The organism is Hominimerdicola alba, from assembly GCF_900109655.1.
In the GTDB taxonomy this organism is placed as follows: Bacteria; Bacillota; Clostridia; order Oscillospirales; family Ruminococcaceae; genus Hominimerdicola; species Hominimerdicola alba_B.
Genome location: NZ_FOAT01000008.1, coordinates 88397 through 112617 on the forward strand (window position 1 = coordinate 88397; position 24221 = coordinate 112617).

Sequence of the window (24221 nt, forward strand, 5' to 3'; positions counted from 1 at the left end):
ATCCTCCTAGATTTTTTTATTATAAAGCCGTACAGGCTTTCTGAAATTCAGTTCTTCAACTCCCGTTACGCCGAACCAGCTGAGTTCTCCGCCGAAAAGCTTCTCTGCATCTGCAAGAGCTTCTTCCTCAGTCTTGTAGACCCTTGCCGTCCGATGTACTTCTTTATCAAATTCGCAGGCGGCAAGATAACAGGCTCCCCTGTTTATATCCGCAACATAGTACGCCAAAGGAACTAGCGCTTTACCGCTGTTCTGCGAATAGAATCGCTGCTGTTCTTCCGTAAGGTTAGCCCGCTTGTAAGATGATATCTCCAGCCTGCGATAGCTGTCGAAATAATTGACGAACATTCGGTAGCCCTCTTTGTCGCCGAAATAGGTCATAAGTATATCGAACCAGTCCGCATTGGGTTCATCGTAGGTCAGGCTGCAGCGGACATATTCCGTAAACAGACCCCAGTCAGCAGGCAGCAGCGAATAGGCAGTTTTTGCTCCGCCCGTCAGCTGATTCTCTATCCTGCAAAAGGCATAACCGTTCAGAAACGTTCTCAGGGCGATAAGGCTTTCACCGCAGGTGTAAAGATAAGGCTTTGCCAGCAATATCTCGATAAGATCGATACTATCCATTTACTCGCCCTCTTGACCTATGCGCTTTTCAAGCTCTTCAATGCGCTTTTTCAGACGTTCTATCTCAAGTCTGTCCTTACAGAGTTCCTGGGATACAGGGTCGGGCATATGCACCTGATCGAGATCGAGAGTGCGCTTGCCGTTCTGCTTGACTACCTTGGCGGGAACGCCAACAGCTGTACAGTTGGGCGGAACAGATTCAAGCACCACAGCGTTAGCCGCTATCTTCGAGTTGTCCCCGACCTTGAAAGGACCCAGCACCTTCGCACCGCATCCCACCATTACATTGTTGCCAAGTGTAGGGTGACGCTTGCCCTGATCCTTGCCCGTACCGCCAAGGGTACAGCCCTGATACAGCAGACAGTTATCACCTATCTCAGCAGTCTCACCGATGACAACACCTGCGCCGTGGTCTATAAGCAGACCCTTGCCTATCTTGGCACCGGGGTGTATCTCGATACCCGTGAGAAAACGTGCCGTCTGGGATATTACCCTGGCTACGAACTTTAAATTTTTAAGATAGAACCAGTGTGCAACACGGTACATTGCCACCGCGTGCAGTCCCGAATAAGTCAGGATCTCCAATGTACTGGTGGCAGCGGGGTCTCTGTCCTTGATGGACTGTATCTCCTCTTTGTAGCTTCTGATGATCCTGGTTATCAACTTACTCATACTGACCCTCCGTATCTCTGAATAAACATATCAATAAATCTTACTTACTGCGTTTTAAAAGAACTGATCTCTAATAAATAAAAAAGCCCCCGAACACGCGATATATGCGTATTCGGAGGCGAGAGATCCCGCGGTCCCACTCCGTTTCACTGTACATATTCCGTACAGCCTTGATATCCTTAACGCGGATAAACGAGGAGGGATACTGAGCCTTGCCGTTCCCCTCTCCCTGCTGTCAGCCGCACTTCCCATCGCCGTGACTTAGCCTTGCACCAAACGGCTTTTCTCTGAACGTCACTAATACGTGGTATTCTTGCTGATGCGCATTTTGGGAATATTATATTATTCGTTAGGGTCGATATACTTCGCGTAAGCTTTAAGATAAACGCCGCCCGATATTACTGTGAGTATAACAGCTATCCAGATCAGCACCTCATTCAGCAGGAACACAGGGTGTGTCCAGTTCAGATCCGGTGAGCCTTTCAGTTCGGGGTAGATTATCTGCATGAACATTATAGCTATCATAGCAACCATTGTGAAAGCTGTTTTCAGCTTGCCCCAGATACCTGCGGCTACCACAACGCCCTCGCCCGCAACAACGAGTCTCAGACCTGTGACCATGAATTCTCTTGACAGTATGATGACCACTGCGATTGGGTCTATCCATCTTTCAAAGGTGAAACATATCAGCGCTACCATGACCAGCAGCTTATCAGCCAGCGGATCGAGGAACTTTCCGAATGTTGTGACAAGGTTCTGCGCCCTTGCTATCTTGCCGTCCAGCATATCAGTCAGCGAAGCGATTATAAACACCGACATCGCAAGTATAGTATGCAGTCTCGGACCTATCTCAAAGCAAAGCATGAATACCATGAAGAATGGTATGAGTATTACTCTCAGAACAGTAAGCTTGTTTGGCAGATTCATTTTCTTCATCGAAAAGCCCTCCTTATTCCGTTACAGTTCCCAGCAGATCGTAGTCAAGAGTATCAAATAACTCAACCTTGACGTACTGTCCAACTGCAACTTTTTTCTCAGAGGTAAAGAATACCTTTCCGTCTATCTCGGGCGCGTCTGCTGCACCTCTGCCGAAATAGCACTCTGCGTAGCGGTCAAAGCCCTCGCATACTATCTCGACTGTCTTGCCCAACTGAGCCTGATTGTATCTTTCAGTCACCAGCATCTGCTCCTGCATGATGATATCAGCGCGTCTGTTCCTTGTAACTTCATCTACCTGATCGGGCATAGAGTAAGCTTTAGTACCCTCTTCGGGAGAATAAGCAAAGCAGCCAAGTCTCTCAAATCCAACATTCTTGACAAACTCGCATAGCTCCTCAAACTGAGCTTCCGTCTCACCCGGGAATCCTGCTATGAGGGTAGTTCTCAGCACGATATCGGGTATCCTTGCCCTGAGTTTCTGTATCAGTTCAAGCAAAAAAGCTTCGTCGCCGGCACGGTTCATTCTCTTAAGAACATCGCCGTTGCAGTGCTGTATCGGCATATCTATATACTTGACCAGCTTATCCTCGGTCGCAAGAACCTCGATGAACTCATCGCTGATGCGCTCAGGATAGCTGTAAAGTGTTCTTATCCATTTAAATCCGTCTATCTCACAGAGCTTTTTCAGCAGCTCGGGGAGCATTGACTTTCCGTAGATATCCTCACCGTATCTGGTGGTATCCTGTGCTATGACTACAAGCTCGGTAACGCCGTGTTCCGCCAGCCACTTTGCTTCTTCCAGGATATCTTCCATCTTTCTGCTGCGGAATTTTCCTCTTATGGCAGGAATAGCGCAGTAAGTGCAGCAGTTGGAACAGCCCTCAGCTATTTTAAGATATGCAAAGAAAGGCTCGGTTGATATCAGTCTGCCGCCTTCAAGAGGAAGGTCGGTCTTGCTGCCGTAGGCGCAAACGCTTTCCTCGGTGCGGTAAATATCCCTGATTATCTCGGCTATCTTGCCGTTTGAGCCAAGTCCGACAACAGCGTCAAGCTCGGGTATCTCCTTTTTCATCTCATCGCGGTAGCGTTCAGCAAGGCAGCCCGTAGCGATAACGTGCTTTATCCTGCCCTCTTCTTTAAGGGTGCAGAATTCGAGTATCGTATCGATAGCTTCCTGCTTGGCAGATTCAATAAAACCGCAGGTATTAACGATGACCACATCAGCCAGCGCAGCATCACTCACAAGCTCATAGCCCTCTTTTTTAAGGTCATAAAGCATATGCTCGGCATCCACCTGGTTTTTGGGACACCCAAGAGAAACCATTCCCACTCTTGTAGACATAAAATAAGAACTCCTATCAATTTAACATTCTGTCTAATCACATTATTATATTATAACACCTTTTTACCGATTTGTAAAGGGCTGTAAAAATATTTTACATTAATTTACCTTCGCAGGAGATCTCTATCGACCCGTCACCCAGAAGTTCGACCATAACACCCTCACCCAGAGCGCCGTTTTTGGCAGTAACAGTGATACTCAGAACAGTACCCTCTTCGTCCTCGTCAACGAAAGCGCTGTCGATCTCCATGATATCCTCTATCTGCGCTGAAGTCAGCAGGGGGAATTTCTTCTTGTCGTACTTTCCGTCACGCTTAATTATCTCGGCAAGCTTCGACTTGTTGCGCTCTACCCTGCCCAGCTTATCAGCGATATCTGAAATATTATCCATTATGTCCTGCTGATCTTCCATATAAAAAAGAACCGTAACGGGCTTTCCCCATATCTCGTAGGAAATCTCGAAAGCCTCCTGTTCTTCGTTGTACTTGATCTTATCCATAGTCTACTCCTCCTCGCCGTATTCTTCTTCAATGTCGCGAAGCACCTCTTTTATTAGGTCATAACCATAACCATATCTTACCAGCGCATTCTTCACGCGGGCGACACCTTTTTCGTCATCGAGATACCGCAGATATTTCTTCTCCACAAGCTCATAAAGACGGTCGTACCAGGTATTTTCCTCGTCTTCATCGTAACGGTCGAGAGCTTCGTTGATTATCTCCGCTGTAAGACCTCTGTTACGCATCTCGCGGAAAGCCCTTGTTCGTCCGAAACGCTTGACCTCAACATAGTGCCTTGCAAGTCCCTCGGCGTAGCGCCTGTCATTGACTGCACCTAGCTCTGCCATTTTATCAACTACACGATAGCAGGTGTCCTCCGAATAATTCTTTTCAAGCTTGCGAAAAAGCTCTATATACGAATAATCCTTTACGTCCAGAAGATACAGCGCACGTTCCCGCGCCTTTCGGTATTCTTCCTCAGCCTTTATATCTTCCCACGCAGACAAAGGCAGACTGATGCCTGCCTTCAAATTATATCTGCTGACGATCTCGCGGTTCAGAAACTCTGCGTCCCTGTCCTCGAATTCGATCATATACGTCCCGCCCTTGTAAAGGGAAACGTTGGTTATTTTAAGCATTTTTTATTCACCGAGACTGTCGATATCTATGGGTGCGAATTCCTCAAAATCCTCATCGGAAGGATTCTCGGGCTCGGATACAGCCTTGTCAGCGGTGATACCTGCACCTGCATTTGCCTTTTCTTCAAGCTTTGACTTCTTGTCATTCTTGCCGCCAATAGATGCATTATCATCAGCCATAGCCGCCTTGATCTTATCCTCGATCTCAGCCATGATATCGGGATGATCCAGCAGGAACTGCTTTGAATTGTCTCTGCCCTGACCCAGCTTGTAATCCTCATAGCTGAACCATGCACCGCCCTTCTTGACGATGCCAAGATCAACAGCCGCATCAAGCACTTCACCCACGCGGGAGATTCCCTTGCCGTACATGATATCGAACTCGCACTCCTTGAAAGGAGGTGCGACCTTGTTCTTTACGACCTTGCACTTTGTCCTGTTACCCAGAACTTCGCCGCCGTCCTTGATCTGCTCGCCGCGTCTTACCTCAATACGAACCGAAGCATAGAACTTCAGCGCACGTCCGCCGGGAGTAGTCTCGGGGTTGCCGTACATTACGCCTATCTTCTCACGAACCTGATTTATGAAAACGCAGGTTGTGTTGGATTTGGATACAACACCTGTCAGCTTTCTCATAGCCTGTGACATCAGTCTTGCCAGCTGACCTACGTGAGTATCACCCATTTCGCCGTCGATCTCAGCCTTTGTTACCATAGCCGCAACTGAGTCGATAACTATGCAGTCGATAGCTCCCGATCTTGCCAGCGCTTCAGCTATCTCCAGCGCCTGTTCACCGCTGTCAGGCTGAGATACCAGCATACTGTCGATATCAACGCCAAGATTCTTAGCGTAAACAGGGTCGAGAGCGTGTTCAACGTCGATGAAAGCAACATCCCCGCCCATCTTCTGTGTTTCCGCAATGATATGCAGTGCAACTGTAGTCTTACCCGACGACTCAGGTCCGTATATCTCAATGATACGTCCGCGTGGAACACCGCCTATACCAAGAGCCATATCCAACATCATGGAACCTGTAGGTATCGCCTCAACGTCCATAGCCCTTGCGTCGCCAAGCTTCATGATAGCGCCCTTACCGAACTGCTTTTCAATAAAAGCAATGGCAGTTTCAAGTGCCTTCTTCTTCTCCTCCGCGTCAGTGATGTTGTGTACCTTAACGTCCTTTTCCTTTTTCTTCTTATCGATAGCCATATTTTTTATTTCCTTTCAAAAATCATTTTATTCGGAAATTTTTCTTTCCTGCATATATTATAGCACATTAACTGTCCCTTTGTACGGACTGCAAGTGATTTTTTGCCAATTTTAAGATTTGCGTACCAAATTTAGTACACTTATCGTTTTCTGTACTCTTTAATGTACTCTATGCGTCTTTTTCGTCTTTCAGAACCGTTTTTCTTGTGAAAATAGTTGTCCTGAAGACTTCTTTTTCTCAACAGCGCGTGACGTACTGCTATATGTCCGCCCAGATCGGCATCTGCATCAAACAGAATACCCCATGGTCTTGCTGGACGTTTTGCGCACATGGGACAATCGGGGTCACCGCAGACATCCTCTGCCCAACTGTCACAGGCAAGGCACCCAAGCGCGTCATACATAGGAAAATCATAAAGACCAGCGCCACACACCTCGCATACCCGACCTGTCTCAAAAGCAAAACCCTCGTTTACAAGCCTGCGAAGCTTCGCCCTGCGTTTAAGATAATTCTTCCTGTTTTTCAAAAAGCATCACCGCCGATATATACTAAACTCTATAGCAAAATATGCGCCTCTAAAGCTCCCGATCGCAAAAATCATAGCTCCTGTGAGCTTTATATGCAAATTTTGCGACAGAGTTTAGTATAACAACATTATTTCATCCGGCGACTTAGGGATACGGCAGTTATAATGCCACTCAGCATCCAGAAGCCCCGCATTAAATCCTTCATCACAGAAATCTATCTTAGCCTTATCATCCTCACTTCCGCCGTAGAATACTTCCTGCGGGGTTGTAAAGTTGAAAGCCTTGAAGCCTATAAACTCCATACTTTTCGGGATATATACTCTTTTAAGGTTTTTCAGAGCAGAGGCGCTGTATTCAATCATTCGTGTACAGCCCTCGGGAATGACCAGAGTTTCAAGAGTATTTACGAATATCGCTGTATCGCATATCAGCTTTACACCCTCAGGCACAAAGAACACCTTGCCCTCATATTTCGGGGGCATGAAGTACATCTCAGTCATATCCTTCGAGTAAAGCCCACCCTCATACAAGCGGAAGTACTCATTATCGTCCTCCACGATAAAACTTCGAAGATCTTTCTTATAATCAATTATTTCGCCCTCTATCGTATCCACAGGCTTGCCGTTTATCGTATTCGGGATATAGAGGTCTTTTATACCAGTACCGGGATTCTTATAGTCGCCTACAAGCCATATGGTGCCCTCGTCTTCGATAAAACGAACCTTGTCTCCGTCACAGATATAATAGTCCTTATCGGTGATTATATGTTTAGTATTCATTTTTTTGTACCAATAACACATCTCATGATGCCGCAGGGGTCAGGCTTGCAGCGGACGTTCTCAAAACCGTGCTGCACCATTATCTGCATAACGTCATCTTCCTGACCTATGCCAATCTCATATATCAGCGTGCCGCCTGTTTTCAGCCTGTTTTTCCAGATGCGCGTAACAGCACGGTAGAAATCCAAACCGTCCTCACCGCCGAAAAGTGCTTCACTTGGTTCGTGAGTAACTTCCCTTTGCAGACGTTCCATATCTTCACCTGTAAGGTAAGGCGGATTGCATACTATCAAATCACATTCAGGGATAGTGACAGCACAGCCCTCGTCAAGGACATCGCCCATAACGAGCTTAATTGCCGAAGCGTTCATTTTAACATTCTCGCTGAGATAGCCTGTAGCCGCTTCACTCTTCTCAACAGCGTATACTTCTCTGCAACGCAGGTATTTTTCCAGCGCCAGAGCGATACAGCCGCTTCCGGAACAAAGATCAGCAATAACTATATCTTCCGAGTTTTTGCACTTACTAACAGCCAGCTCCACAAGAGTTTCCGTATCCTGCCTTGGGATAAGCACGCCTTTACCGACCTTTATCGGGATACCGTAAAACTCCCACTCTCCCAGCAGATACTGGAGAGGCTCACCATTCGCTCTCCTGCTGCATAGTTCTTCAAATTTCGCTTTTACAGAGCTTTCAGCCTGTCCGTCCAGAGCAGATTCAAATGACCCGCTGCGGATATCTATACCCATAGCAAGCCCCAGAAGCTCACTGCAATCGAAAAGCGCGTTGTCATTTCCTGTACTTTCAAGACGTTCAGCCTGTGCTTTCAGCAGTTCCCTGTAAGTCACCACTGATCATCCTCTTTATTCTCGGGGATAACTGCTTTCAGAGCAGCTATAGCACACTCGATCTCCTTTTTATCGGGTTCGCGTGTGGTTATGCGCTGTATCCAGAGTCCCGGGGCGGAAAATGCCTTAGTCACGGGATTTGTGTACTTTCCCGCCAGACGGATAAGTTCATAAGCAATACCCGTAACCACAGGCAGAAGAGCCAGCTTGCAAAGCACTCTCATAGGCAGACTAGCCCAGGATATTCTGAAAATAGTATTCACAAAGATGCTTATGAAAAGCACCAGGAATATAAAGCTTGTTCCGCATCTCGGGTGGAAGCGGGTAAATTGCTTTACATTTTCTGGTGTAAGCTCAGTCTCAGCCTCATAGCAGGCAATAGTCTTGTGCTCAGCACCGTGATACTCGTAAAGTCGCTTCATATCGGGCATAAGAGAAGTAAGAGCCGTATATCCGATGAATATGCCTATCTTCAAAAAGCCCTCGATGACGTTTTTCAGCACCGTATTGAGTTCTGTACCTGCCAGCTTTTCTATCAGCTTAATCAAAGCCGATGGCACCCACATGAACAGGAACATTGCGATCACAAGTCCAATTATCATGGATATGGTGGTCACAATGGGCATAAGCTTGTCGCCCAGCTTTTCTTCCAGCCACTTTTCAAACTTGGTGGGTTCTTCCTCTTCGTCGTCGGTCATCTGCTTATCCACAGAACGTGATATGCACTTGTAGCCGTCTATCATCGAAGTCACAAAGTTGAATATACCGCGCACAAAAGGCACTTTCCTGTACCATGCAGGATTCTTTCCGCCTTTTATCTCCCACTCATCTATATCGATAGTACCGTCAGGCATACGATTAGCCATAGCGCCCTTGTCGATACCGCGCATCATAACGCCCTCGATAACTGCCTGACCGCCTATCTTTGATTTGAACTTTTCCTTACCGGCATTACTGCTCATCGGTCTCTTTCCTTTCTATAGCCCCATCGGGCTTGTCATCAGAGGATATCAGCTCCACATCTACCGTGTCGCTCTCCTCCAATCTTTCTTCCTGCTCAATACATGGCAGAGTTATCATAACAGTTGTACCAACACCCTGCTCACTATCAATGGTCAGAACACCGCCGTGCCTTGAAATTATCTCATCAGCAACAGCAAGTCCGATACCCGAGCCGCGGCGGGTGTGGTTAGCCTTGAAGAATTTCTGCTTTATCCTGGGAAGATCTTCCTTTGATATACCGATACCCGTATCCGATACGGATATGCAGATATCTCCGTCCTCCTCATAAGCTTCCACCGATACCGTATCCCCCTTGTCGGAGTACTTTATCGCATTGTCCACCACATTGATGAACACCTGTCTCAGCCTGTTCTTATCGCCGTAAACAAAGGGCAGCATATCGGGCTCGAAGTAGTTCAGCGTGATACCCAGCGCCCTTGCTCTCTCCTGATAGATAAGCACTGTCTCGCCGAGCTCGGCAAGTATGTCGATGGTATCCATCTGCAGCATGAGCCTGTTATCCTGTATACGTGAGAAATCCAGAAGTTCTTCAACCATCTGCGAAAGTCTTTCTGTCTCACTGTTGATGACGCGCATACCTTTCTTGAAGGTCTCCACATCGCCGTACATAGTTGCAACAGTTTCTGTCCAGCCCTTTATCGCTGTCAGCGGCGTCCTCAGCTCATGTGATACCGAGGATATGAACTCGTTCTTCATCTGTTCGGTGTTTGAAAGCTCCTCAGCCATGTTGTTTATGGAATCACACAGCTGACCCAGCTCATCCTCGCTTTTTTTCTCGATACGCTTGGAGAAATCTCCCTTAGCGTACTTGTGAGTGATATCCGCAATACCGCGGATAGGTATTACTATCTGCCTGATGAAATACATACCTGTGAAGAACATCAGCAGTATGATACCCATAACTATGGCGGATATCACAGCGATTATCATCACTATCTGATGATCCACATTCTTCATGGAACTCAGCATTCTAAGCGCCTCGTAGTCGCAGCCCTTGGGCGATATCACCGAAGTGACCGCAACCACCTTTTCACCTGTAGGCAGCTTGATTATCTGTGCAGCCGTACCAGCCGCGGAAGCCTTAGCCTCAGCATAATCCGTCATGCTGTCACTGCCCTCCAGTGAAAATCCCGAGGATGTAACATCAACATCGCCGTCAGCAGTTATCGCCATAAGCTCTATCCTGTCCTTGTCCTCGTAGCTTTCGACAATGCTTCTTATCTCGGCATTGTAGTTGGTAGTATCTCCCGCCGAATTCATCACAGAAGTGGTGATGATATTCATTTTTGAAGTCAGGTACTGCTTTGCCGAAGTATAGTAATAGCTCCGCACTATAACTATCAGCACTATCTCCACCGCCAGCAGTATCAGCGTTACGATACCCATGCTGTTTATGAGCCAGTGCCTTGTTATGCTCTCTCTGCCGCGGTATCTCCGTTTAATATCAATGCTCAATTTCAGCAGTACCCCTTTAGCCGTTTCCGCCAGACCACTTGTAGCCGAAGCCCCATATCGTCAGTATATACTTAGGATTAGAAGGCTCGTCCTCGATCTTCATGCGGATACGTCTTATATTAACGTCAACGATCTTGTCGTCGCCGTAATAGCTCTCGCCCCAGATATGATTGAGTATGCTGGATCTGTCCAGAGCCGCATTCTGATTCTTGAAGAAATACTCCATTATCTGGTATTCAACCTGAGTCAGGTCTATCTGCTTATTGTTCTTGAGAACTGTCCTGCTCTTGAGATTGAGCACAAAGGGACCTGAAGTTATAGTAGAAGCCTCCTCTGGCTTGACTGCCGAGCGGTTCACTCTTCTGCAAACAGCATCAACTCTGGCGATAAGCTCTGATATGGAGAAAGGCTTTGTGATATAATCGTCCGCACCGCTCATCAGGCAGGATATCTTATCCATCTCCTGACTTTTCGCAGAAAGCATTATGATACCAACGGAATTGTTCTTCTCGCGTATCTTCTTGCATACCTGCATACCGTCGATGCCGGGCATCATTATATCAAGCAGTGCAACATCGAAGCCGCCCTCGTTCTCCTCATAAGCTTTAAGAGCGTCCTCGCCGCAGTTGACATCTACGACCTCGTAGCCGCTCCTTACAAGATTTATAACAACAAACTCGCGGATGGAGTCTTCATCTTCACAAACAAGCACTTTTTTCATAGTAAAAGTTCTCCTCTCGTTTTAGTAAATAAAATATCGTGTATCAGTCAACGATAAAGAAATTGTTCTTGACCTCGTCTATGGTGAGTATCAGCTGTTCCCTCTTATCCTCAGGAAGTTTCACATAATAATCCAGCTGACCCTTGCTTGCGATCAGCTTGTAGCCGTCGTCTGCATAGGACTCACTGTCCTTTCGACTGACAGCCGCTATCCTCATTATCTCGGTATTGGAGCTGTTGATGTCACCGCTGTATTTATAGAATACAAGTTCCGACATATCCAGTTCTCTCTTGACAGTAACCTGATCGTTCCATCTGTTGGGAAACGAGAAAAAATAACCATTGGATATGGAATAATATCCGTGATATTTCTCCGACAGGTCAAAGAAATCCTTGTATACATTCCATGTTGTCATGTATACCATCTCATCGGTGATAGCGTTCTCATAACCTGTCATGGGCTTTACCGATGGTATCTCAACTATGCCGTCATCGTCAACGTCGGTACTATAATAGCCCGAAGGTCTTGTACACAGCGGCAGAAGCTTCTGGGGACTGAGCTGCATGGGATTCTGCAGGCTGGAATACCGATAGTAAACTATCTCCGTCTGAAGATTGCCGTCCGTATTCATGCCGTCAATGAATATCGCCTCATGCTGTTTGTTCAGCAGACCCGAGCAGGTATTGACATAATTCACAACATTCGAGCACATATCAATGCCCTCAGTTCTGACAAGTTCATTGTCCGCAGACATATCAAGAAGCGAAGCCTTTGCAGATGTAACATTTGTCTCCGCATTGGTCTGCCTCTGTATCGTAACTATCTCGCGATAGCCATCATAGTTTATATCCAGTGTATCCAGTACCGAATAAGTATCAGTACCAACACGCTTGAAATCACCGTCATAGCAGCTGTATATCTCCAGCGCACAGTCGCTGCCCGTAACAGACTGATAGCCTACCAGCACATTGTAACGGTTCTTCTCGCCCATCTGGGCAATAATAACTCTGTCGACCTCCGTGCCTGCGCCAGCAAGCTCCTTTACCGAGAACCATTTGCCGTTCTCATCTTTATCCAGCAGATTGACCCTTATTCCGTTATCCGAACCAGCACCCGTGTTATACTCATAGAATACCAGCGCTTCCTGACCGGGTTCACCGTCAAGATTTCCTATAACAAAAGCCGAACGGTTATCACCGTTTCTTGGATATTTCAGTGTAACGCTCCCGCCAACAGCCGCCGTCAGAGCTTCATGGATCTCGCCCTGCTCCTCGGTGAGCTTTGGAGCATTAAGAAGACCGTCAACCGTAAAGCTGAACCCCGTACAGCCGCTGAGTCCGACACTAAGCGCCGTCACAGCCGCAGCAAGGCTCAAACGTAAACAGCTCACCACATCACTTCCGATCATATCAGTTTCATTCCATACAATGTTATTATAACATATTTTCCTGCAAATGTAAAGACACCAAAGCGCAAAATTTCCCGCCGCCACAACACCGTTCCACACAAACAAAAAGCAGCCCCGCCGAAAGCGGAGCCGCAATAACTCTTATTAACCTAAAAGATCATTGAAGTCAAGGACTTCTTTACTTGGTCTTGATTTCTCATCACCTATGATATACAGCTGATTGGAGAATAAACCGAAGCTTACCACATTCTTATCACCGACATAGCCCTTTACCCTTACACTTGCAAAAGAAGCATCCTTCAGATCACCGATCATAGCCATGCTGCCCCTGACAGTGGTATACAGCTCGTAGCCGTTACCCTTATCAAGATAAACCATGTACTCATCACAGTCTGCTATCTCATTCCAGGATATAACTGCAAAATCATCGGTCTTGCTTACCAGTGAAGCCTCGGTAACTTCTGGCAGTGATATTATCACTCGGTTTGAAGACTCGGTATAGAATTCCTTGCCATCCTTTACATTGTAGCCCTTTACAAAGAATACCGAAGCATCGGTATCATCCGTATTGAAACGACAGCCCTCAACTCTTCCAATTTCGATTTCGGAGCCGTCATCTGCAAGCTTGTATACAATGTAGCCTATAGCATCATCTATCTTGTTCCAGCTCAGACCATTCGAGCTTGAATCAAGCACGATCTCACCCTTGGGAGGATAACTAACGCCCTTGAACGAGCAGATATTCGAAGCTTCCGTGCGGAACTGCGTTCCATCAAGCTCAGAATAAGCCTGAACATAGAAATCAGCCGTCTTGCTTTCATCAACATAATAATAAGTATCATGAACGACCAGTTCACTGACCTTACCATTAAGGTTCCTTGTTATGATATAACCGTCAGCATCGGGAATGGCAGTCCATACAAGTCTGTTAGCCCTGAACTCAGCATAAGGAACAAAAGCAGGAGCGTTGCCCGGAAGTGAGACAAAATCCGAAAGTTCACCGTTCAAGCCATTCTTGTTGTAAGCCCTTACAAAAGCCTGTTTGTTCTGTAGATTTTTTCCTCTTATCTCAAAGCTGGTATCCGAAGTCTTGCCTGCCATTCTGGTAATACCGTCAGAAACGGTATAGACCTCATATCCTGCTGCAGATGGAACAGCCTCCCAGCTGACAGTCACCTTGTCGATACCGCTTCTATTTGCTTCAACATCTGCAGGCGCCTGACGGAAGCTGTCAACCATATTGGATTTTTTACCGTAGTAATTCTTACCGCTGAAATAGTTGTAAGCTGCAACGCAGTATTTACCTGCGCTCTGATCGTTCAATGAAAAGTTTGTCCCTGTAACATTGGCAACAACATATGTATCGGTGCCATTGTCAGAACCATAGACTGTATAACCGTCAGCCCCTGCAGCCTTGTTCCAGGAAAGCACTCCATCTTCGATCTTTACCTTAACAGTAGTCGTGGGAGAATAATCAACATCATACATAACGTTGATATCGACGCTTCCGCTGATACCGTTGATATCTGCATTGCTTGAATACTGCCACATATCGTATATGCCCGCGTAATTCAGCTGTGACATATAAGCGGCTACCCATGTCTTGTAATCATTACCAAGTTCAGGGCCGTTTATCATATTATTCAGCCAGTAAAGATTTGCATATACGCCGGATTCATAGCCGTAAGACTCTATCCTGTCGCAGAACTCCTTGCAGAGCTTTGTTTTCTGAGCCTTTGTAAGACCTGCATGGTCGAGTCTGCCGTAATCGTAGTCAACGCTCTCGATATCATAGTATACAGGAAGATCAAGAGTATAACCCTTCAATGCCTGAGCACAGAAGTCAGCCTCCGCACGAGCTTCAGCATAGCTGATAGCCTGAGTGTAGAAATAAATGCCTACTTTCAGACCGGCAGCCTTTGCACCCTTGATATTCTCGTAGAAACTGTTGTCCATCATCAGCGTGCCTGCCGAACCATAACCACGATATCCAAGTCTGATTATAACATCATTTATACCGTCAGCTTTGACTTTCTTCCAGTCTATCTTTCCCTGCCACTGTGAAACGTCGATAAGATACGTTCTGTTCGTACCATCGAATCTGCTGTCGTGTGTAAGATAAGAACCGAAAGAACCGCATATGGTAGAATAGTTCTTTTTTATCTTGCCCGCAGGCGACATTTCCGCCATTCTGTTAGCGATGAGATTATGTTTATATTTCAGATAACCCGCATCTTCATTTTCATTTGCGTAATTCACATCAAAAGTTTCACCGCTCGCGCTTATAATATCCTTGCTGACTTCATCAGCACTGGCAGTCAGGCTCATGCCCGCGATGATAATACCCGCGAGAACTGCACCGGATGCCGCTTTGATAAATTTCATAAAATATAATACCTCCAAAAAAGTTACAGTTAATTACATAACGGTTACATTTTCGTTCAATGCTGTATATTATACTCGATTTCACAAAGCTTGTCAATAGAAAGAATTTTCCAAATCAATTAAAAAAATCCCAAAAACAGGTTTTTTTGTAAAAAAACACCAGTTTTTGGGAAAAAGCTACTTCAATTTAAACAAAATTAATAAACAAGCATAACAAATTTTTTACACTATACATTTTCGATAGCATGGATCTTATCAACTCTGCGCTGATGTCTTCCTCCCTCGAAAGGAGTGTCGATAAACACCTTGATAAGCTCACAGGCAAGACCTGCGCCCACAACTCTCGCACCGATGCACAGTACATTGGCATCGTTGTGAGCCCTTGTGTACTTAGCAGAAAAATAATCAGAACAGCACGCTGCCCTTATGCCCTTGACCTTGTTAGCAGCCATGGACATACCGATACCTGTCCCGCAGATAAGTACAGCAAGTTCACATTCACCACTTGTTACCTTAGCGCAGACTTCCTGTGCCTTATCGGGATAATCGCATTTTTCACCCTCCTGAACGCCCAGATCGATATACTCCACGCCTATCTCGTCCAGATAAGCCAGAACTTCTTTTTTAAGCTCAGGACCTGCATGATCGCAGCCAATTGCCAGTTTCATAGTATTTACCTCCATAAATTATATTGTCAAAAAAATCTACAGCTACTCGTCGCGGTGAGCCTTATCCTTCTCAGCCTTAGTAGCCTGAAGATACGACACCGCAAGTTCATCGGCACTGCACATCAGCGTCGGGTCATCTTCCACCGCCAGACAAAGCGACGATGCTCTTTGCAGAACACAGTTCAGAGGAGCTGTACGCACATTGTCGGCATCAGCAAACCGTCCAGCCTTTATCTCCTCGGCACAGTCGCCAACAAGCATTATATGGTCGCAGTGCTCGATCTGCGAGAAAAATTCTTCCTCGCTGCATACTCTGTCATCGCTCATTCGGAATATCTTTCCGCCGCTGCATTCAAAAGCCGCCGCGTAGATTATCTTCGGACGCGCCCTCATCACCGCAAGTATCCTGCCCTCAAAACCGATGCAGTTGTATGCAAGCGCAAGCAAGGTCGATACCCCTGCTGCTTTTATATTCGGCGCACCCATGCAAATGCCCTTAACAGCACCCACACCGATCCTCAGTCCCGTATAAGACCCGGGACCGTTCGCGATTGCGATGCAGTCTATATCGGGATAATCAAGTCCCGTTTCTTCCAATGCGCTCTCCACCATAGGCAGTATAACCTGCGAATGTGTAAGCTTAGTAAAAACCGTCTTTTCCCACAGCATACGAGCCCCGTCGCTTATAGCAACAGAAGCCGTCTTGCCGCTTGTATCAATAGCTAATATTTTCAAATCTGTCATCTCCGCCGCAGGTCTCGATGGTGAGTTCTCTCTCATCATCGGATATCCTGTTTATCGTGATCCTGATACAGTCCTCGGGCAGATCGTCGTCGATATTCTCCGACCACTCCACCGCCAGTACCGTATCCTCGTCCATATAATCGAAAAAACCCGTAGTTTCAAGGTCTTCACCCGAGGTTATGCGGTACATATCAAAGTGTATCAAACTGATTTTGCAGTCCTTTTTTCGGTACTCGTTCACCAGTGCAAAGGTAGGCGAAGTAACTTCGTCACCAAGCCCAAGTCCCTCGGAAATACCGCGTGTTATGGTAGTTTTTCCCGCACCGAGCCCTCCGCGGTAAGCAAGCACTTCGCCGCCCCGCAGACGTTTGCCTATCTCACGCCCGAGCGCGATAGTCTGCTCGGGAGAAGAAGTCCTGTATGTAAAGTTCAATTTATCTCAACCCACTATTCTTCACCAACGAACTTGTGCTCGTCGTAATAATTCAACATAAGGTCAACCATTCTGCCATAGGACGCAATTCCGTCCTCAACACCGTTAGCGTGCAGCGAAGTCTCCATAGCCTTTTCACTAACTTCACTGACACTCTCGCTTTCAAACACAGTGTCCTCGGCTTCTTCAACCGACTCCCAGTATTCACGGTTTCCGTCGATATCCGCCCATACTTCGTCACAGATAGCATTATCGAATTCATACTTCGTTTCTTCGTCACAGAACTCGAATATCTTATTGCGCACATAAGTCAGTGCCGAAAGATATCCAGAGTAACGGTACTCAACATCGTCACATCGGTCACAGGCTACAAAAGCGATATAATTCGCTTCTTCCTCCCTCATGAAACCCTTTGTGTGGGCTAGCTCATGACAGATAGTATTAGGCAGTTTCGCCTTATACATATCGGCATTGTAATTCGCTTCCATCGAGAATGGAAAATATATCCCCATCAAGTCCATCTGGCTCATAAAAAATGAGCAGTAGATCGGCTTCGGGTGGACTACATATCCGCCGAAGCAGACGAACTCATCTTCAAGCCCCTCAATAGCCGCTCTCGCCGTATCATCGGTGTCCGAAGTCAGTATAAAGTGGCCATCTTCATCCCGATGAACCTGTGTCGAAAGTTGGTTTATCTGCACAACAATGCGGAATCCTAATTCTTTGAGTTCCTCATTGGTGTGCTCTTCTGTACTGATACCGTTGAGCTTTTCAAACGAAGAAGTATGGTACAGAACAAAGCAGTTCAGTGTTTCTGTACCGAGGATAAATACAAGTATCCATCCGTAGATGAACCCGAATACCCTTGCGACTTTCCCACGCCTGCCCTTTTTAATTTTAATAATGAGCAGAACTATCATAACCAGCAATGAGATCGGTATGCCAAAAACCGCGATTGCTATCAGCAGTTCACCGAATGAGAACGGCAGAACCGATGTGGCACGACCGTAGGTCTGCGCCCACAGAGGGAAAATGTTCTTCTGATAAAAATCGCAGAAAGGTGTACTTTTCCATGCAAGCACATTCAGCAGCACGAAAAACAACGTGCTGCCAATGAGCCATTTAAGTTGTGTGTGCTTATGCTTTTTGTCCGTCTTATTGGACATTTTTACGTCAACGCCCTGTGCTGTCGCCTGTTCGGGTATGACTTTGGTTTTCATTTCGCACCTCTGTTTTATCAGAACAATCCGTAGATATTACCCTTATTGTCGCAGTCGATGTTGTTGGCAGCAGGCACCTTGGGCAGACCGGGCATGGTCATGATATCACCTGTGTAAGCCACAACAAATCCTGCACCCGCCGATACTCTCAGGTCGCGGACAGTTATCTCAAAGCCCTCGGGCTTGCCCAGCTTAGCAGGGTCGTCCGAAAGCGAATACTGTGTCTTCGCTACACAGACTGGGATATCACCGTAGCCCAGATCATTGATCTCTTTCAGTGCCTTTTCAGCCTGAGCGGTGAAAATAACGCCGTCAGCGCGGTATATCTCCTTGGCGATTATGCCAAGCTTTTCCTTGATAGGCAGCTTTTCATCGTAAAGAGGCTTGAAGTTGCTCTCGTTATTTTCGATTGTAGCAACGACCTTTTCAGCCAGATCAGTGCCGCCCTTGCCGCCGTTTGCAAATATCTCGGCAAGAGATACCTCAACGCCCATCTCAGCGCAGGTACGCTTGATGACCTCGATCTCAGCCTCGGTATCGCTGGCAAATCTGTTGATAGCCACAACAACAGGCACACCGAACTTCTTCATATTCTCGATATGAGTTTTCAGGTTTACAATGCCCTTTTCCAGCGCAGTAACATTCTCAGCAGTCAGATCAGCACGAGCAACGCCGCCGTTGTATTTCAGCGCACGGATAGTAGCGACCAGTACAACGCAGCTTGGCTTGAGTCCCGCAAAACGGCACTTGATATCAAAGAACTTCTCAGCACCCAGATCAGAACCGAAACCAGCCTCGGTGATGGTGTAATCAGCAAGCTTAAGTGCCAGCTTTGTTGCTCTTACAGAGTTGCATCCATGAGCAATATTCGCGAAAGGACCGCCATGTATCAGTGCAGGATTGTTCTCCAGTGTCTGAACCAGATTAGGCTTAAGTGCGTCTTTCAGCAGTGCAACCATAGCGCCGCAGCCGCCGATATCCTTAGCAAATACGGGCTTGCCGTCAGTTGTGTAAGCTACCAGTATCCTCTCGATACGCTTTTTCAGATCGTCAAGGTCAGCCGCCAGACAAAGTATAGCCATTATCTCGGAAGCAACGGTTATCTGGAAAGAATCCTCTCTGGGTATACCGTTTACCTTAGAGCCCAGACCGATGATGATATCTCTCAGAGCTCTGTCATTCATGTCAAGACATCTCTTGAACATTATTCTTCTCTGATCGATGTGCAGAGGATTGCCCTGCTGCATCGAGTTATCGATCAGCGCACAAAGCAGATTGTTAGCTGCAGTTATAGCGTGCATATCTCCTGTAAAGTGAAGATTGATATCCTCCATGGGAACAACCTGAGCATATCCGCCGCCAGCAGCGCCGCCCTTTATGCCGAACACAGGTCCGAGAGAAGGCTCTCTCAGTGCGAGCATTGAATTTTTGCCAATAACGTGCATAGCCTCATTAAGACCTACCGAAATAGTAGTCTTGCCCTCACCCGCAGGTGTGGGATTGATTGCAGTTACAAGAATCAGCTTACCGTCGGGCTTGTCCTTGGTCTTTTCATAAAGAGATTCAGAGAGCTTAGCCTTATAATGACCGTAAGGCTCATACTCCTCCTCGGTTATCCCGAGTTTCTTGGCGATCTCGGAAATTTTCAGCATTTTAGCCTGCTTGGCTATCTCGATATCTGACAGCATGACGATCAGTTCCTTTCCTCAACAGCAGCTTTGTTTCACTGCCAAAAATAATACTCTTTAATTATAACACACGACTATTAAAATTGCAAGTACTAAATATAACATCAAGGGTATAGCAAAAATGTATATCTGCCCATGTATAAAGAGATATCCCCTGTTTTATCACTTGGGTTCATCTATCGTTATAACCACATATCCGCTGTCTTTATCAAGCAGCACCTCTTCACGAAAGTACCCTGTCGAATAGATCACAGCATTTTCAAACTCTTCTCGCCATTTATCTTCCCCTTCACCCCATCTGTCTACTAATCCGGAATTTGACAAAAAACCATCGAGCCTAAACTCTGTTTCTTCAAACTCTTCTTCCATACTTATATCATCGCAAAGAGCACCATTGTACTTTCTTTCGCAAAAACCGGCGTAGTATTCCTCATACATATCTATCGTTTCTTCATCTGTGCGGAACATCAGACGAGAACCTGGATATCTGTCATAAATATAACCCTGAGTCAGATATTCATAGTCATCACACTCATCGGGAAGCTTTTTGGGGAAAAGCCTTTTGTAATGCTCCAGTCTTTCCCCGCTAAATCCGTACACCCCGTGCGCATAATTCAGCCATTTTAAATCATACATACATTTTGTATGATCAAAATGTGAGATCACCATCGATGGCAGATATAACCCCGCCACGCACAAAATCAAAGCGACTCTAAAACAATTCAATATTATACTGCCATATTTTATATCGTAAACATCATCATAAACCTTCCACGTAGCAATCATAAACACGATCGTCCCCAAAATGCAATAGAATGAGATCCTGGATGTGTTTATACAGATATACCATGCAGGGAACACAAAAAAAGTCAGCAAGAATATTATTACGTTCAATATCTTAAATCCATATTTCTCCATTATCGTTTTTTCCTTTCCTGATTTTCCCTACGTCAGTATTACCACATATCCGCTGTCTCTGTCAAGCAGTGCGCCTTTCGGAAAGTGACCGTCTATCCAGTAAAGCTCCGCATTGTCAAACTCTCCGCGTCTGCTTTCATCTGATATTCTTGCCTGTTTTAAAAACGAATCAAGTCCCTTTATCTTTTCTTCACTATCATCATTTTCCACTCTTATCTCATCACACAATAAGCTGTAGTATTCTGCATAATACTTTATCGTTTCCTCATCGGTACGAAACATCAGACATGAAGATGCGTGATAATCCTGCGCTAATATACTGCCTTTCGTCACAAATGAGTAGTCCTCGCATTTATCAGGAAGTTTTTCAGGAAGAAGCTTTTTATAATACTCCGCATTCTTTCCGAAAACTCCGTAGGTGTAATCTAACCGTTTTATATTGTACATACATTTTGTATGATCAAAACTCAAAAGTACAATCGCAGGCAGGATCAACCCGGAAATGCACAAAAACAAAGCGATCCTAAAATAACGTAAGATTTTCCTGCCGTTTTTTATGCGATCAACTTTTTCATAAGTCACCCCGTAGCGATCATAAACACGAGCGTACCCAAAAAGCAATATTGTGATATTCCTATCGTCATTAAGCTGCAAAGGATCCACACAGGAAATACATAATTATGTAAGAATATTATTATGTTCACTTTCTTTAAAGTGCTCTTTTTCATAGTTGTTGTCTCCTTATATTTGTTGACTTATATCATATCTTACACAAAGTAGTTATCCGTGATTTTTCCTATGTCAGTATCACCACGTATCCGCTATCCCTGTCGATCAGGACACCTATCGGGAAGTGTCCGTCTATCCGATAAAACTCCGCATTATCGAACTCCGCTAACCTGCTTTCATCTAAATCCGACATTATCTCCGCCTTATGTAAAAACTCATCAAACACAGTCTTTTTCTCACCATTGTCTTCATTTTTCACTCTTACCTCATCGCACAGAACGCCGTAGTGTTCCGCATAATCCTCTATAGTTTCATCATCTGTGCGAAACACGAGACAAGACGTGGCATGATAAGGAGTCAAAACACCCTCAGTCATATATGAGTAATTCTCACATTTCTCAGGAAGTTTTTCAGGCAAAAGCTTTTTGGTTATCTTCTTGTTTTTTTCGTTTATACCTTGTACCCCATAAACATAATCTGCCTTTTTTATATTGTACATACTTTTCGTATCATTGAAATAGAAAAGCACCATTCCCGGAATATGCAGCACTGCTATCCACAAAAGCAGACAGACGTTCAATTTAATTAATTTTTTCTTACCGTTTTCCACGCTGCTTATATTTCTGTACATTTTACCGATTCTACGCATACAATGTATCATCCCAATAAACGGAATGAACGATATCCAAAGGGTGCTTATAAAACAACCCAGCCACATAGGGTACACAAAAATCCCTATCAAGATTACTATTACGTTCATATCATCAAATGTAAATTTCTTCATAACCAATTTCTCCTTTCTTTCTTGATTTGTATTATATCACACTCAAAATTGATTGTCAATACTTTTTTATTGTTTTTCGATATTTATTTTTCGCAAATCAGAATCCGCAAGACATAAAAAAGACCTCCCCGTTTCCGGGAAGGTCTCATATAAGATATATGTTCAAAAAGATTTAGCTCTCTTTAAGCAGATCGTCCATAGCATACAGACCGGCAGCCTTTCCTTTCAGGAAAACAGCCGCATTTACAGAGCCAACTGCAAAAACGCTCTTGGAGTGAGCCTCGTGCTTCAAGCTTACTACCTCGTCTCTGCCTGCAAAGATTATCTCATGCTCACCAACGATAGTGCCGCCGCGAACAGAGTGCATACCGATCTCGTTCTTGCCTCTCTTGGCACGAACAGAGTGCCTGTCGTATGTATAGCTGCATCTGTTGTCCAGCTCTTCATTGATAGCATTAGCCAGCATAATAGCTGTACCCGAGGGGGCGTCAAGCTTCTGGTTGTGGTGCTTCTCGATTATCTCAATATCGAACTGGTCGCCCAGTATCTTTGTAGCCCTGCGCGCAAGATCAGCCAGCAGATTAACACCCAGTGACATATTAAAGGTGAAGAACAGAGGTATCTGTTCAGCAGCCTTTTTGATCTTAGCAGTCTGTTCCTCATCGTAACCAGTAGTAGCAACTACCAGAGCTGTGCCGTTTGAAAGACAATAGCTCAGAAGATCATCCAGAGTTGAGGGGTGAGAAAAATCGATGATAACATCGGGCTTTTCAGCCATATCAGCCACATTTGCAACTATCGGGAAATCCGCATACTGTGCAGTAACCTTGTCAATACCTGCGATGACCTTGCAGTCATCTCTGCCGCTGATAACATCGGCAATAACTCTGCCCATGTGACCGCAAGCACCGCATATAGCAATATTTGTCATTTTTTATCAGTCCTTTCGTTTTTTACGATCAATAACAAAGGGCAGAGCGTTCACCGCTCCGCCCTCAGAAAGTTCTATTACTTTACAAGTCCCAGCTCAGCCATCTTAGCTCTGAGCTTCTCGATCTTAGCCTCTTCCATCTTGATAAGGGGCAGACGGCACTCGCCTACCTCCCAGCCCATGAGGTTGAGAGCTTCCTTAACAGGGATAGGGTTAACATCGCAGAACAGACCGTTGCTGTTTGCAAAATCGAGTATCTTGTTCATCTTAGCCTGTGCCTCGGGATACTTGTTCTCCAGACAAAGCTGAGTGATCTCGTGAGTTTCCTTAGGCATAACGTTGGACAGAACAGAGATAACGCCCTTGCCGCCCAGTGCCATGATGGGAACTATCTGATCGTCATTACCAGAATAGATATCCAGATCATCGCCGCAAAGTGCTGCAACTCTAGCTATCTGTGAGATATTGCCGCTTGCTTCCTTAACAGCCACGATGTTCTTTACCTTGGACAGCTCCTTCAGAGTTTCAGGAGTGATGTTCACACCTGTTCTGGAAGGAACATTGTAAAGGATTATGGGGATATTGATAGCATTTGCGATGGTGGTGTAGTGTACTATCAGACCCTTCTGAGAGGTCTTGTTGTAGTAAGGTGTGACCAGCAGAACAGCATCAGCACCCAGCTCCTCAGCCTTCTTTGAAAGACCGACAGCATATTCGGTGTGGTTTGAACCTGTACCTGCGATAACAGGTATCCTGTGGTTTACCTTTTCGATAGCATAACGTATAGCCTCAACGTGCTCATCATCGCCCATTGTAGAGCTTTCGCCTGTAGTGCCGCAGATGATGATAGCGTCAGTACCCTCAGCTATCTGCCATTCGATAAGCTCACCAAGCTTATCGTAATTGATAGAACCGTCGGCGTTCATAGGTGTTACGATAGCAACGCCTGCGCCTGTAAAAATGGTATTCTTCATAATAATTCTCCTTGATCGTTAGGACCAATGATCTTCGTTGAAGGTCTGCCGCGGCGGCATA

General features: G+C 45.7%; 25 protein-coding genes. All 25 read right to left on the bottom strand.

The features are described 5' to 3' along the window. Positions 1 to 6: 6 nt before the first annotated feature. The gene (locus BMY75_RS10265) at positions 7 to 624 is read right to left on the bottom strand and encodes a hypothetical protein (protein WP_074833470.1); all 618 of its coding nucleotides are present in this window, start codon (positions 622 to 624) and stop codon (positions 7 to 9) included. Beyond that, entirely contained in the window at positions 625 to 1296 is a 672-nt protein-coding gene (gene epsC / locus BMY75_RS10270) for a serine O-acetyltransferase EpsC (RefSeq protein ID WP_074833473.1), read from the bottom strand. A 342-nt stretch (positions 1297 to 1638) separates the two neighbouring features. Continuing rightward, positions 1639 to 2232, bottom strand: a complete 594-nt coding sequence (gene pgsA / locus BMY75_RS10275) for a CDP-diacylglycerol--glycerol-3-phosphate 3-phosphatidyltransferase (protein WP_081350510.1) — start codon at positions 2230 to 2232, stop codon at positions 1639 to 1641. A gap of 13 nt (positions 2233 to 2245) precedes the next feature. Further along, entirely contained in the window at positions 2246 to 3577 is a 1332-nt protein-coding gene (gene rimO / locus BMY75_RS10280; protein ID WP_074833475.1) for a 30S ribosomal protein S12 methylthiotransferase RimO, read from the bottom strand. A gap of 94 nt (positions 3578 to 3671) precedes the next feature. After that, entirely contained in the window at positions 3672 to 4076 is a 405-nt protein-coding gene (locus tag BMY75_RS10285) for a hypothetical protein (protein WP_074833478.1), read from the bottom strand. Positions 4077 to 4079: 3 nt separating this feature from the next. Continuing rightward, positions 4080 to 4715: a regulatory protein RecX gene (locus tag BMY75_RS10290; RefSeq protein ID WP_074833481.1), complete on the bottom strand. Its 636-nt coding sequence runs from the start codon at positions 4713 to 4715 to the stop codon at positions 4080 to 4082. A 3-nt stretch (positions 4716 to 4718) separates the two neighbouring features. Next, positions 4719 to 5924: a recombinase RecA gene (recA, locus tag BMY75_RS10295; protein WP_139199788.1), complete on the bottom strand. Its 1206-nt coding sequence runs from the start codon at positions 5922 to 5924 to the stop codon at positions 4719 to 4721. 140 nt (positions 5925 to 6064) lie between these two features. After that, the gene (locus BMY75_RS10300; RefSeq protein WP_074833483.1) at positions 6065 to 6451 is read right to left on the bottom strand and encodes a hypothetical protein; all 387 of its coding nucleotides are present in this window, start codon (positions 6449 to 6451) and stop codon (positions 6065 to 6067) included. Between the two features lie 114 nt (positions 6452 to 6565). Further along, positions 6566 to 7231, bottom strand: coding sequence for a leucine-rich repeat domain-containing protein (locus BMY75_RS10305; RefSeq protein ID WP_074833486.1), 666 nt, complete (start codon positions 7229 to 7231; stop codon positions 6566 to 6568). Continuing rightward, positions 7228 to 8079 (bottom strand): peptide chain release factor N(5)-glutamine methyltransferase, encoded by an 852-nt coding sequence (prmC, locus tag BMY75_RS10310; RefSeq protein ID WP_081350518.1) that lies wholly within the window; start codon positions 8077 to 8079, stop codon positions 7228 to 7230. Before prmC ends, BMY75_RS10305 begins: the two co-directional genes overlap by 4 nt. Continuing rightward, a complete protein-coding gene (locus BMY75_RS10315; RefSeq protein ID WP_074833490.1) occupies positions 8076 to 9041 on the bottom strand; it encodes a DUF1385 domain-containing protein in 966 nt (321 codons plus the stop codon). Before BMY75_RS10315 ends, prmC begins: the two co-directional genes overlap by 4 nt. Continuing rightward, entirely contained in the window at positions 9031 to 10557 is a 1527-nt protein-coding gene (locus tag BMY75_RS10320) for a HAMP domain-containing sensor histidine kinase (RefSeq protein ID WP_074833492.1), read from the bottom strand. Before BMY75_RS10320 ends, BMY75_RS10315 begins: the two co-directional genes overlap by 11 nt. A 16-nt stretch (positions 10558 to 10573) precedes the next feature. Beyond that, positions 10574 to 11278 carry a response regulator transcription factor gene (locus tag BMY75_RS10325; protein ID WP_024856350.1) on the bottom strand — a complete coding sequence of 235 codons (705 nt, stop codon included), beginning with the start codon at positions 11276 to 11278 and terminating at the stop codon, positions 10574 to 10576. Between the two features lie 43 nt (positions 11279 to 11321). Next, positions 11322 to 12686: a hypothetical protein gene (locus BMY75_RS10330; RefSeq protein ID WP_074833612.1), complete on the bottom strand. Its 1365-nt coding sequence runs from the start codon at positions 12684 to 12686 to the stop codon at positions 11322 to 11324. 144 nt (positions 12687 to 12830) lie between these two features. After that, a complete protein-coding gene (locus BMY75_RS10335) occupies positions 12831 to 15071 on the bottom strand; it encodes a GH25 family lysozyme (protein WP_074833495.1) in 2241 nt (746 codons plus the stop codon). Positions 15072 to 15298: 227 nt separating this feature from the next. Then, complete coding sequence (gene rpiB, locus BMY75_RS10340) at positions 15299 to 15739, bottom strand: ribose 5-phosphate isomerase B (RefSeq protein ID WP_074833498.1); 441 nt, start codon at positions 15737 to 15739, stop codon at positions 15299 to 15301. A gap of 42 nt (positions 15740 to 15781) precedes the next feature. After that, positions 15782 to 16474 carry a tRNA (adenosine(37)-N6)-threonylcarbamoyltransferase complex dimerization subunit type 1 TsaB gene (gene tsaB / locus BMY75_RS10345; protein WP_074833500.1) on the bottom strand — a complete coding sequence of 231 codons (693 nt, stop codon included), beginning with the start codon at positions 16472 to 16474 and terminating at the stop codon, positions 15782 to 15784. After that, positions 16455 to 16916 (bottom strand): tRNA (adenosine(37)-N6)-threonylcarbamoyltransferase complex ATPase subunit type 1 TsaE, encoded by a 462-nt coding sequence (gene tsaE, locus BMY75_RS10350; protein WP_074833503.1) that lies wholly within the window; start codon positions 16914 to 16916, stop codon positions 16455 to 16457. Before tsaE ends, tsaB begins: the two co-directional genes overlap by 20 nt. A gap of 14 nt (positions 16917 to 16930) precedes the next feature. Beyond that, positions 16931 to 18136, bottom strand: coding sequence for a DUF3810 domain-containing protein (locus BMY75_RS10355; RefSeq protein ID WP_074833506.1), 1206 nt, complete (start codon positions 18134 to 18136; stop codon positions 16931 to 16933). A gap of 17 nt (positions 18137 to 18153) precedes the next feature. Next, positions 18154 to 19824 (bottom strand): formate--tetrahydrofolate ligase, encoded by a 1671-nt coding sequence (locus tag BMY75_RS10360; protein WP_074833508.1) that lies wholly within the window; start codon positions 19822 to 19824, stop codon positions 18154 to 18156. A gap of 162 nt (positions 19825 to 19986) precedes the next feature. Next, the gene (locus BMY75_RS18250) at positions 19987 to 20460 is read right to left on the bottom strand and encodes a hypothetical protein (RefSeq protein WP_139199790.1); all 474 of its coding nucleotides are present in this window, start codon (positions 20458 to 20460) and stop codon (positions 19987 to 19989) included. A 309-nt stretch (positions 20461 to 20769) separates the two neighbouring features. Next, the gene (locus tag BMY75_RS10370; protein ID WP_139199792.1) at positions 20770 to 21189 is read right to left on the bottom strand and encodes a hypothetical protein; all 420 of its coding nucleotides are present in this window, start codon (positions 21187 to 21189) and stop codon (positions 20770 to 20772) included. A 349-nt stretch (positions 21190 to 21538) separates the two neighbouring features. Next, positions 21539 to 22120 carry a hypothetical protein gene (locus BMY75_RS10375; protein ID WP_139199794.1) on the bottom strand — a complete coding sequence of 194 codons (582 nt, stop codon included), beginning with the start codon at positions 22118 to 22120 and terminating at the stop codon, positions 21539 to 21541. A gap of 307 nt (positions 22121 to 22427) precedes the next feature. Further along, a complete protein-coding gene (gene dapB, locus BMY75_RS10380) occupies positions 22428 to 23186 on the bottom strand; it encodes a 4-hydroxy-tetrahydrodipicolinate reductase (RefSeq protein ID WP_074833518.1) in 759 nt (252 codons plus the stop codon). A 77-nt stretch (positions 23187 to 23263) separates the two neighbouring features. After that, positions 23264 to 24160 carry a 4-hydroxy-tetrahydrodipicolinate synthase gene (gene dapA / locus BMY75_RS10385; RefSeq protein ID WP_074833520.1) on the bottom strand — a complete coding sequence of 299 codons (897 nt, stop codon included), beginning with the start codon at positions 24158 to 24160 and terminating at the stop codon, positions 23264 to 23266. Between the last annotated feature and the right edge of the window lie 61 nt (positions 24161 to 24221).

Bases quoted from the DNA above. Each gene is read 5' to 3' on its own strand.
- BMY75_RS10265 (WP_074833470.1), bottom strand. From the start codon at position 624: ATGGATAGTATCGATCTTATCGAGATATTGCTGGCAAAGCCTTATCTT.
- epsC (WP_074833473.1), bottom strand. From the start codon at position 1,296: ATGAGTAAGTTGATAACCAGGATCATCAGAAGCTACAAAGAGGAGATA.
- pgsA (WP_081350510.1), bottom strand. From the start codon at position 2,232: ATGAAGAAAATGAATCTGCCAAACAAGCTTACTGTTCTGAGAGTAATA.
- rimO (WP_074833475.1), bottom strand. From the start codon at position 3,577: ATGTCTACAAGAGTGGGAATGGTTTCTCTTGGGTGTCCCAAAAACCAG.
- BMY75_RS10285 (WP_074833478.1), bottom strand. From the start codon at position 4,076: ATGGATAAGATCAAGTACAACGAAGAACAGGAGGCTTTCGAGATTTCC.
- BMY75_RS10290 (WP_074833481.1), bottom strand. From the start codon at position 4,715: ATGCTTAAAATAACCAACGTTTCCCTTTACAAGGGCGGGACGTATATG.
- recA (WP_139199788.1), bottom strand. From the start codon at position 5,924: ATGGCTATCGATAAGAAGAAAAAGGAAAAGGACGTTAAGGTACACAAC.
- BMY75_RS10305 (WP_074833486.1), bottom strand. From the start codon at position 7,231: ATGAATACTAAACATATAATCACCGATAAGGACTATTATATCTGTGAC.
- BMY75_RS10315 (WP_074833490.1), bottom strand. From the start codon at position 9,041: ATGAGCAGTAATGCCGGTAAGGAAAAGTTCAAATCAAAGATAGGCGGT.
- BMY75_RS10325 (WP_024856350.1), bottom strand. From the start codon at position 11,278: ATGAAAAAAGTGCTTGTTTGTGAAGATGAAGACTCCATCCGCGAGTTT.
- BMY75_RS10330 (WP_074833612.1), bottom strand. From the start codon at position 12,686: ATGATCGGAAGTGATGTGGTGAGCTGTTTACGTTTGAGCCTTGCTGCG.
- BMY75_RS10335 (WP_074833495.1), bottom strand. From the start codon at position 15,071: ATGAAATTTATCAAAGCGGCATCCGGTGCAGTTCTCGCGGGTATTATC.
- rpiB (WP_074833498.1), bottom strand. From the start codon at position 15,739: ATGAAACTGGCAATTGGCTGCGATCATGCAGGTCCTGAGCTTAAAAAA.
- BMY75_RS10355 (WP_074833506.1), bottom strand. From the start codon at position 18,136: ATGAAAACCAAAGTCATACCCGAACAGGCGACAGCACAGGGCGTTGAC.
- BMY75_RS10360 (WP_074833508.1), bottom strand. From the start codon at position 19,824: ATGCTGTCAGATATCGAGATAGCCAAGCAGGCTAAAATGCTGAAAATT.
- BMY75_RS18250 (WP_139199790.1), bottom strand. From the start codon at position 20,460: ATGTATGATTTAAAATGGCTGAATTATGCGCACGGGGTGTACGGATTT.
- BMY75_RS10370 (WP_139199792.1), bottom strand. From the start codon at position 21,189: ATGTACAATATAAAACGGTTAGATTACACCTACGGAGTTTTCGGAAAG.
- BMY75_RS10375 (WP_139199794.1), bottom strand. From the start codon at position 22,120: ATGCGTAGAATCGGTAAAATGTACAGAAATATAAGCAGCGTGGAAAAC.
- dapB (WP_074833518.1), bottom strand. From the start codon at position 23,186: ATGACAAATATTGCTATATGCGGTGCTTGCGGTCACATGGGCAGAGTT.
- dapA (WP_074833520.1), bottom strand. From the start codon at position 24,160: ATGAAGAATACCATTTTTACAGGCGCAGGCGTTGCTATCGTAACACCT.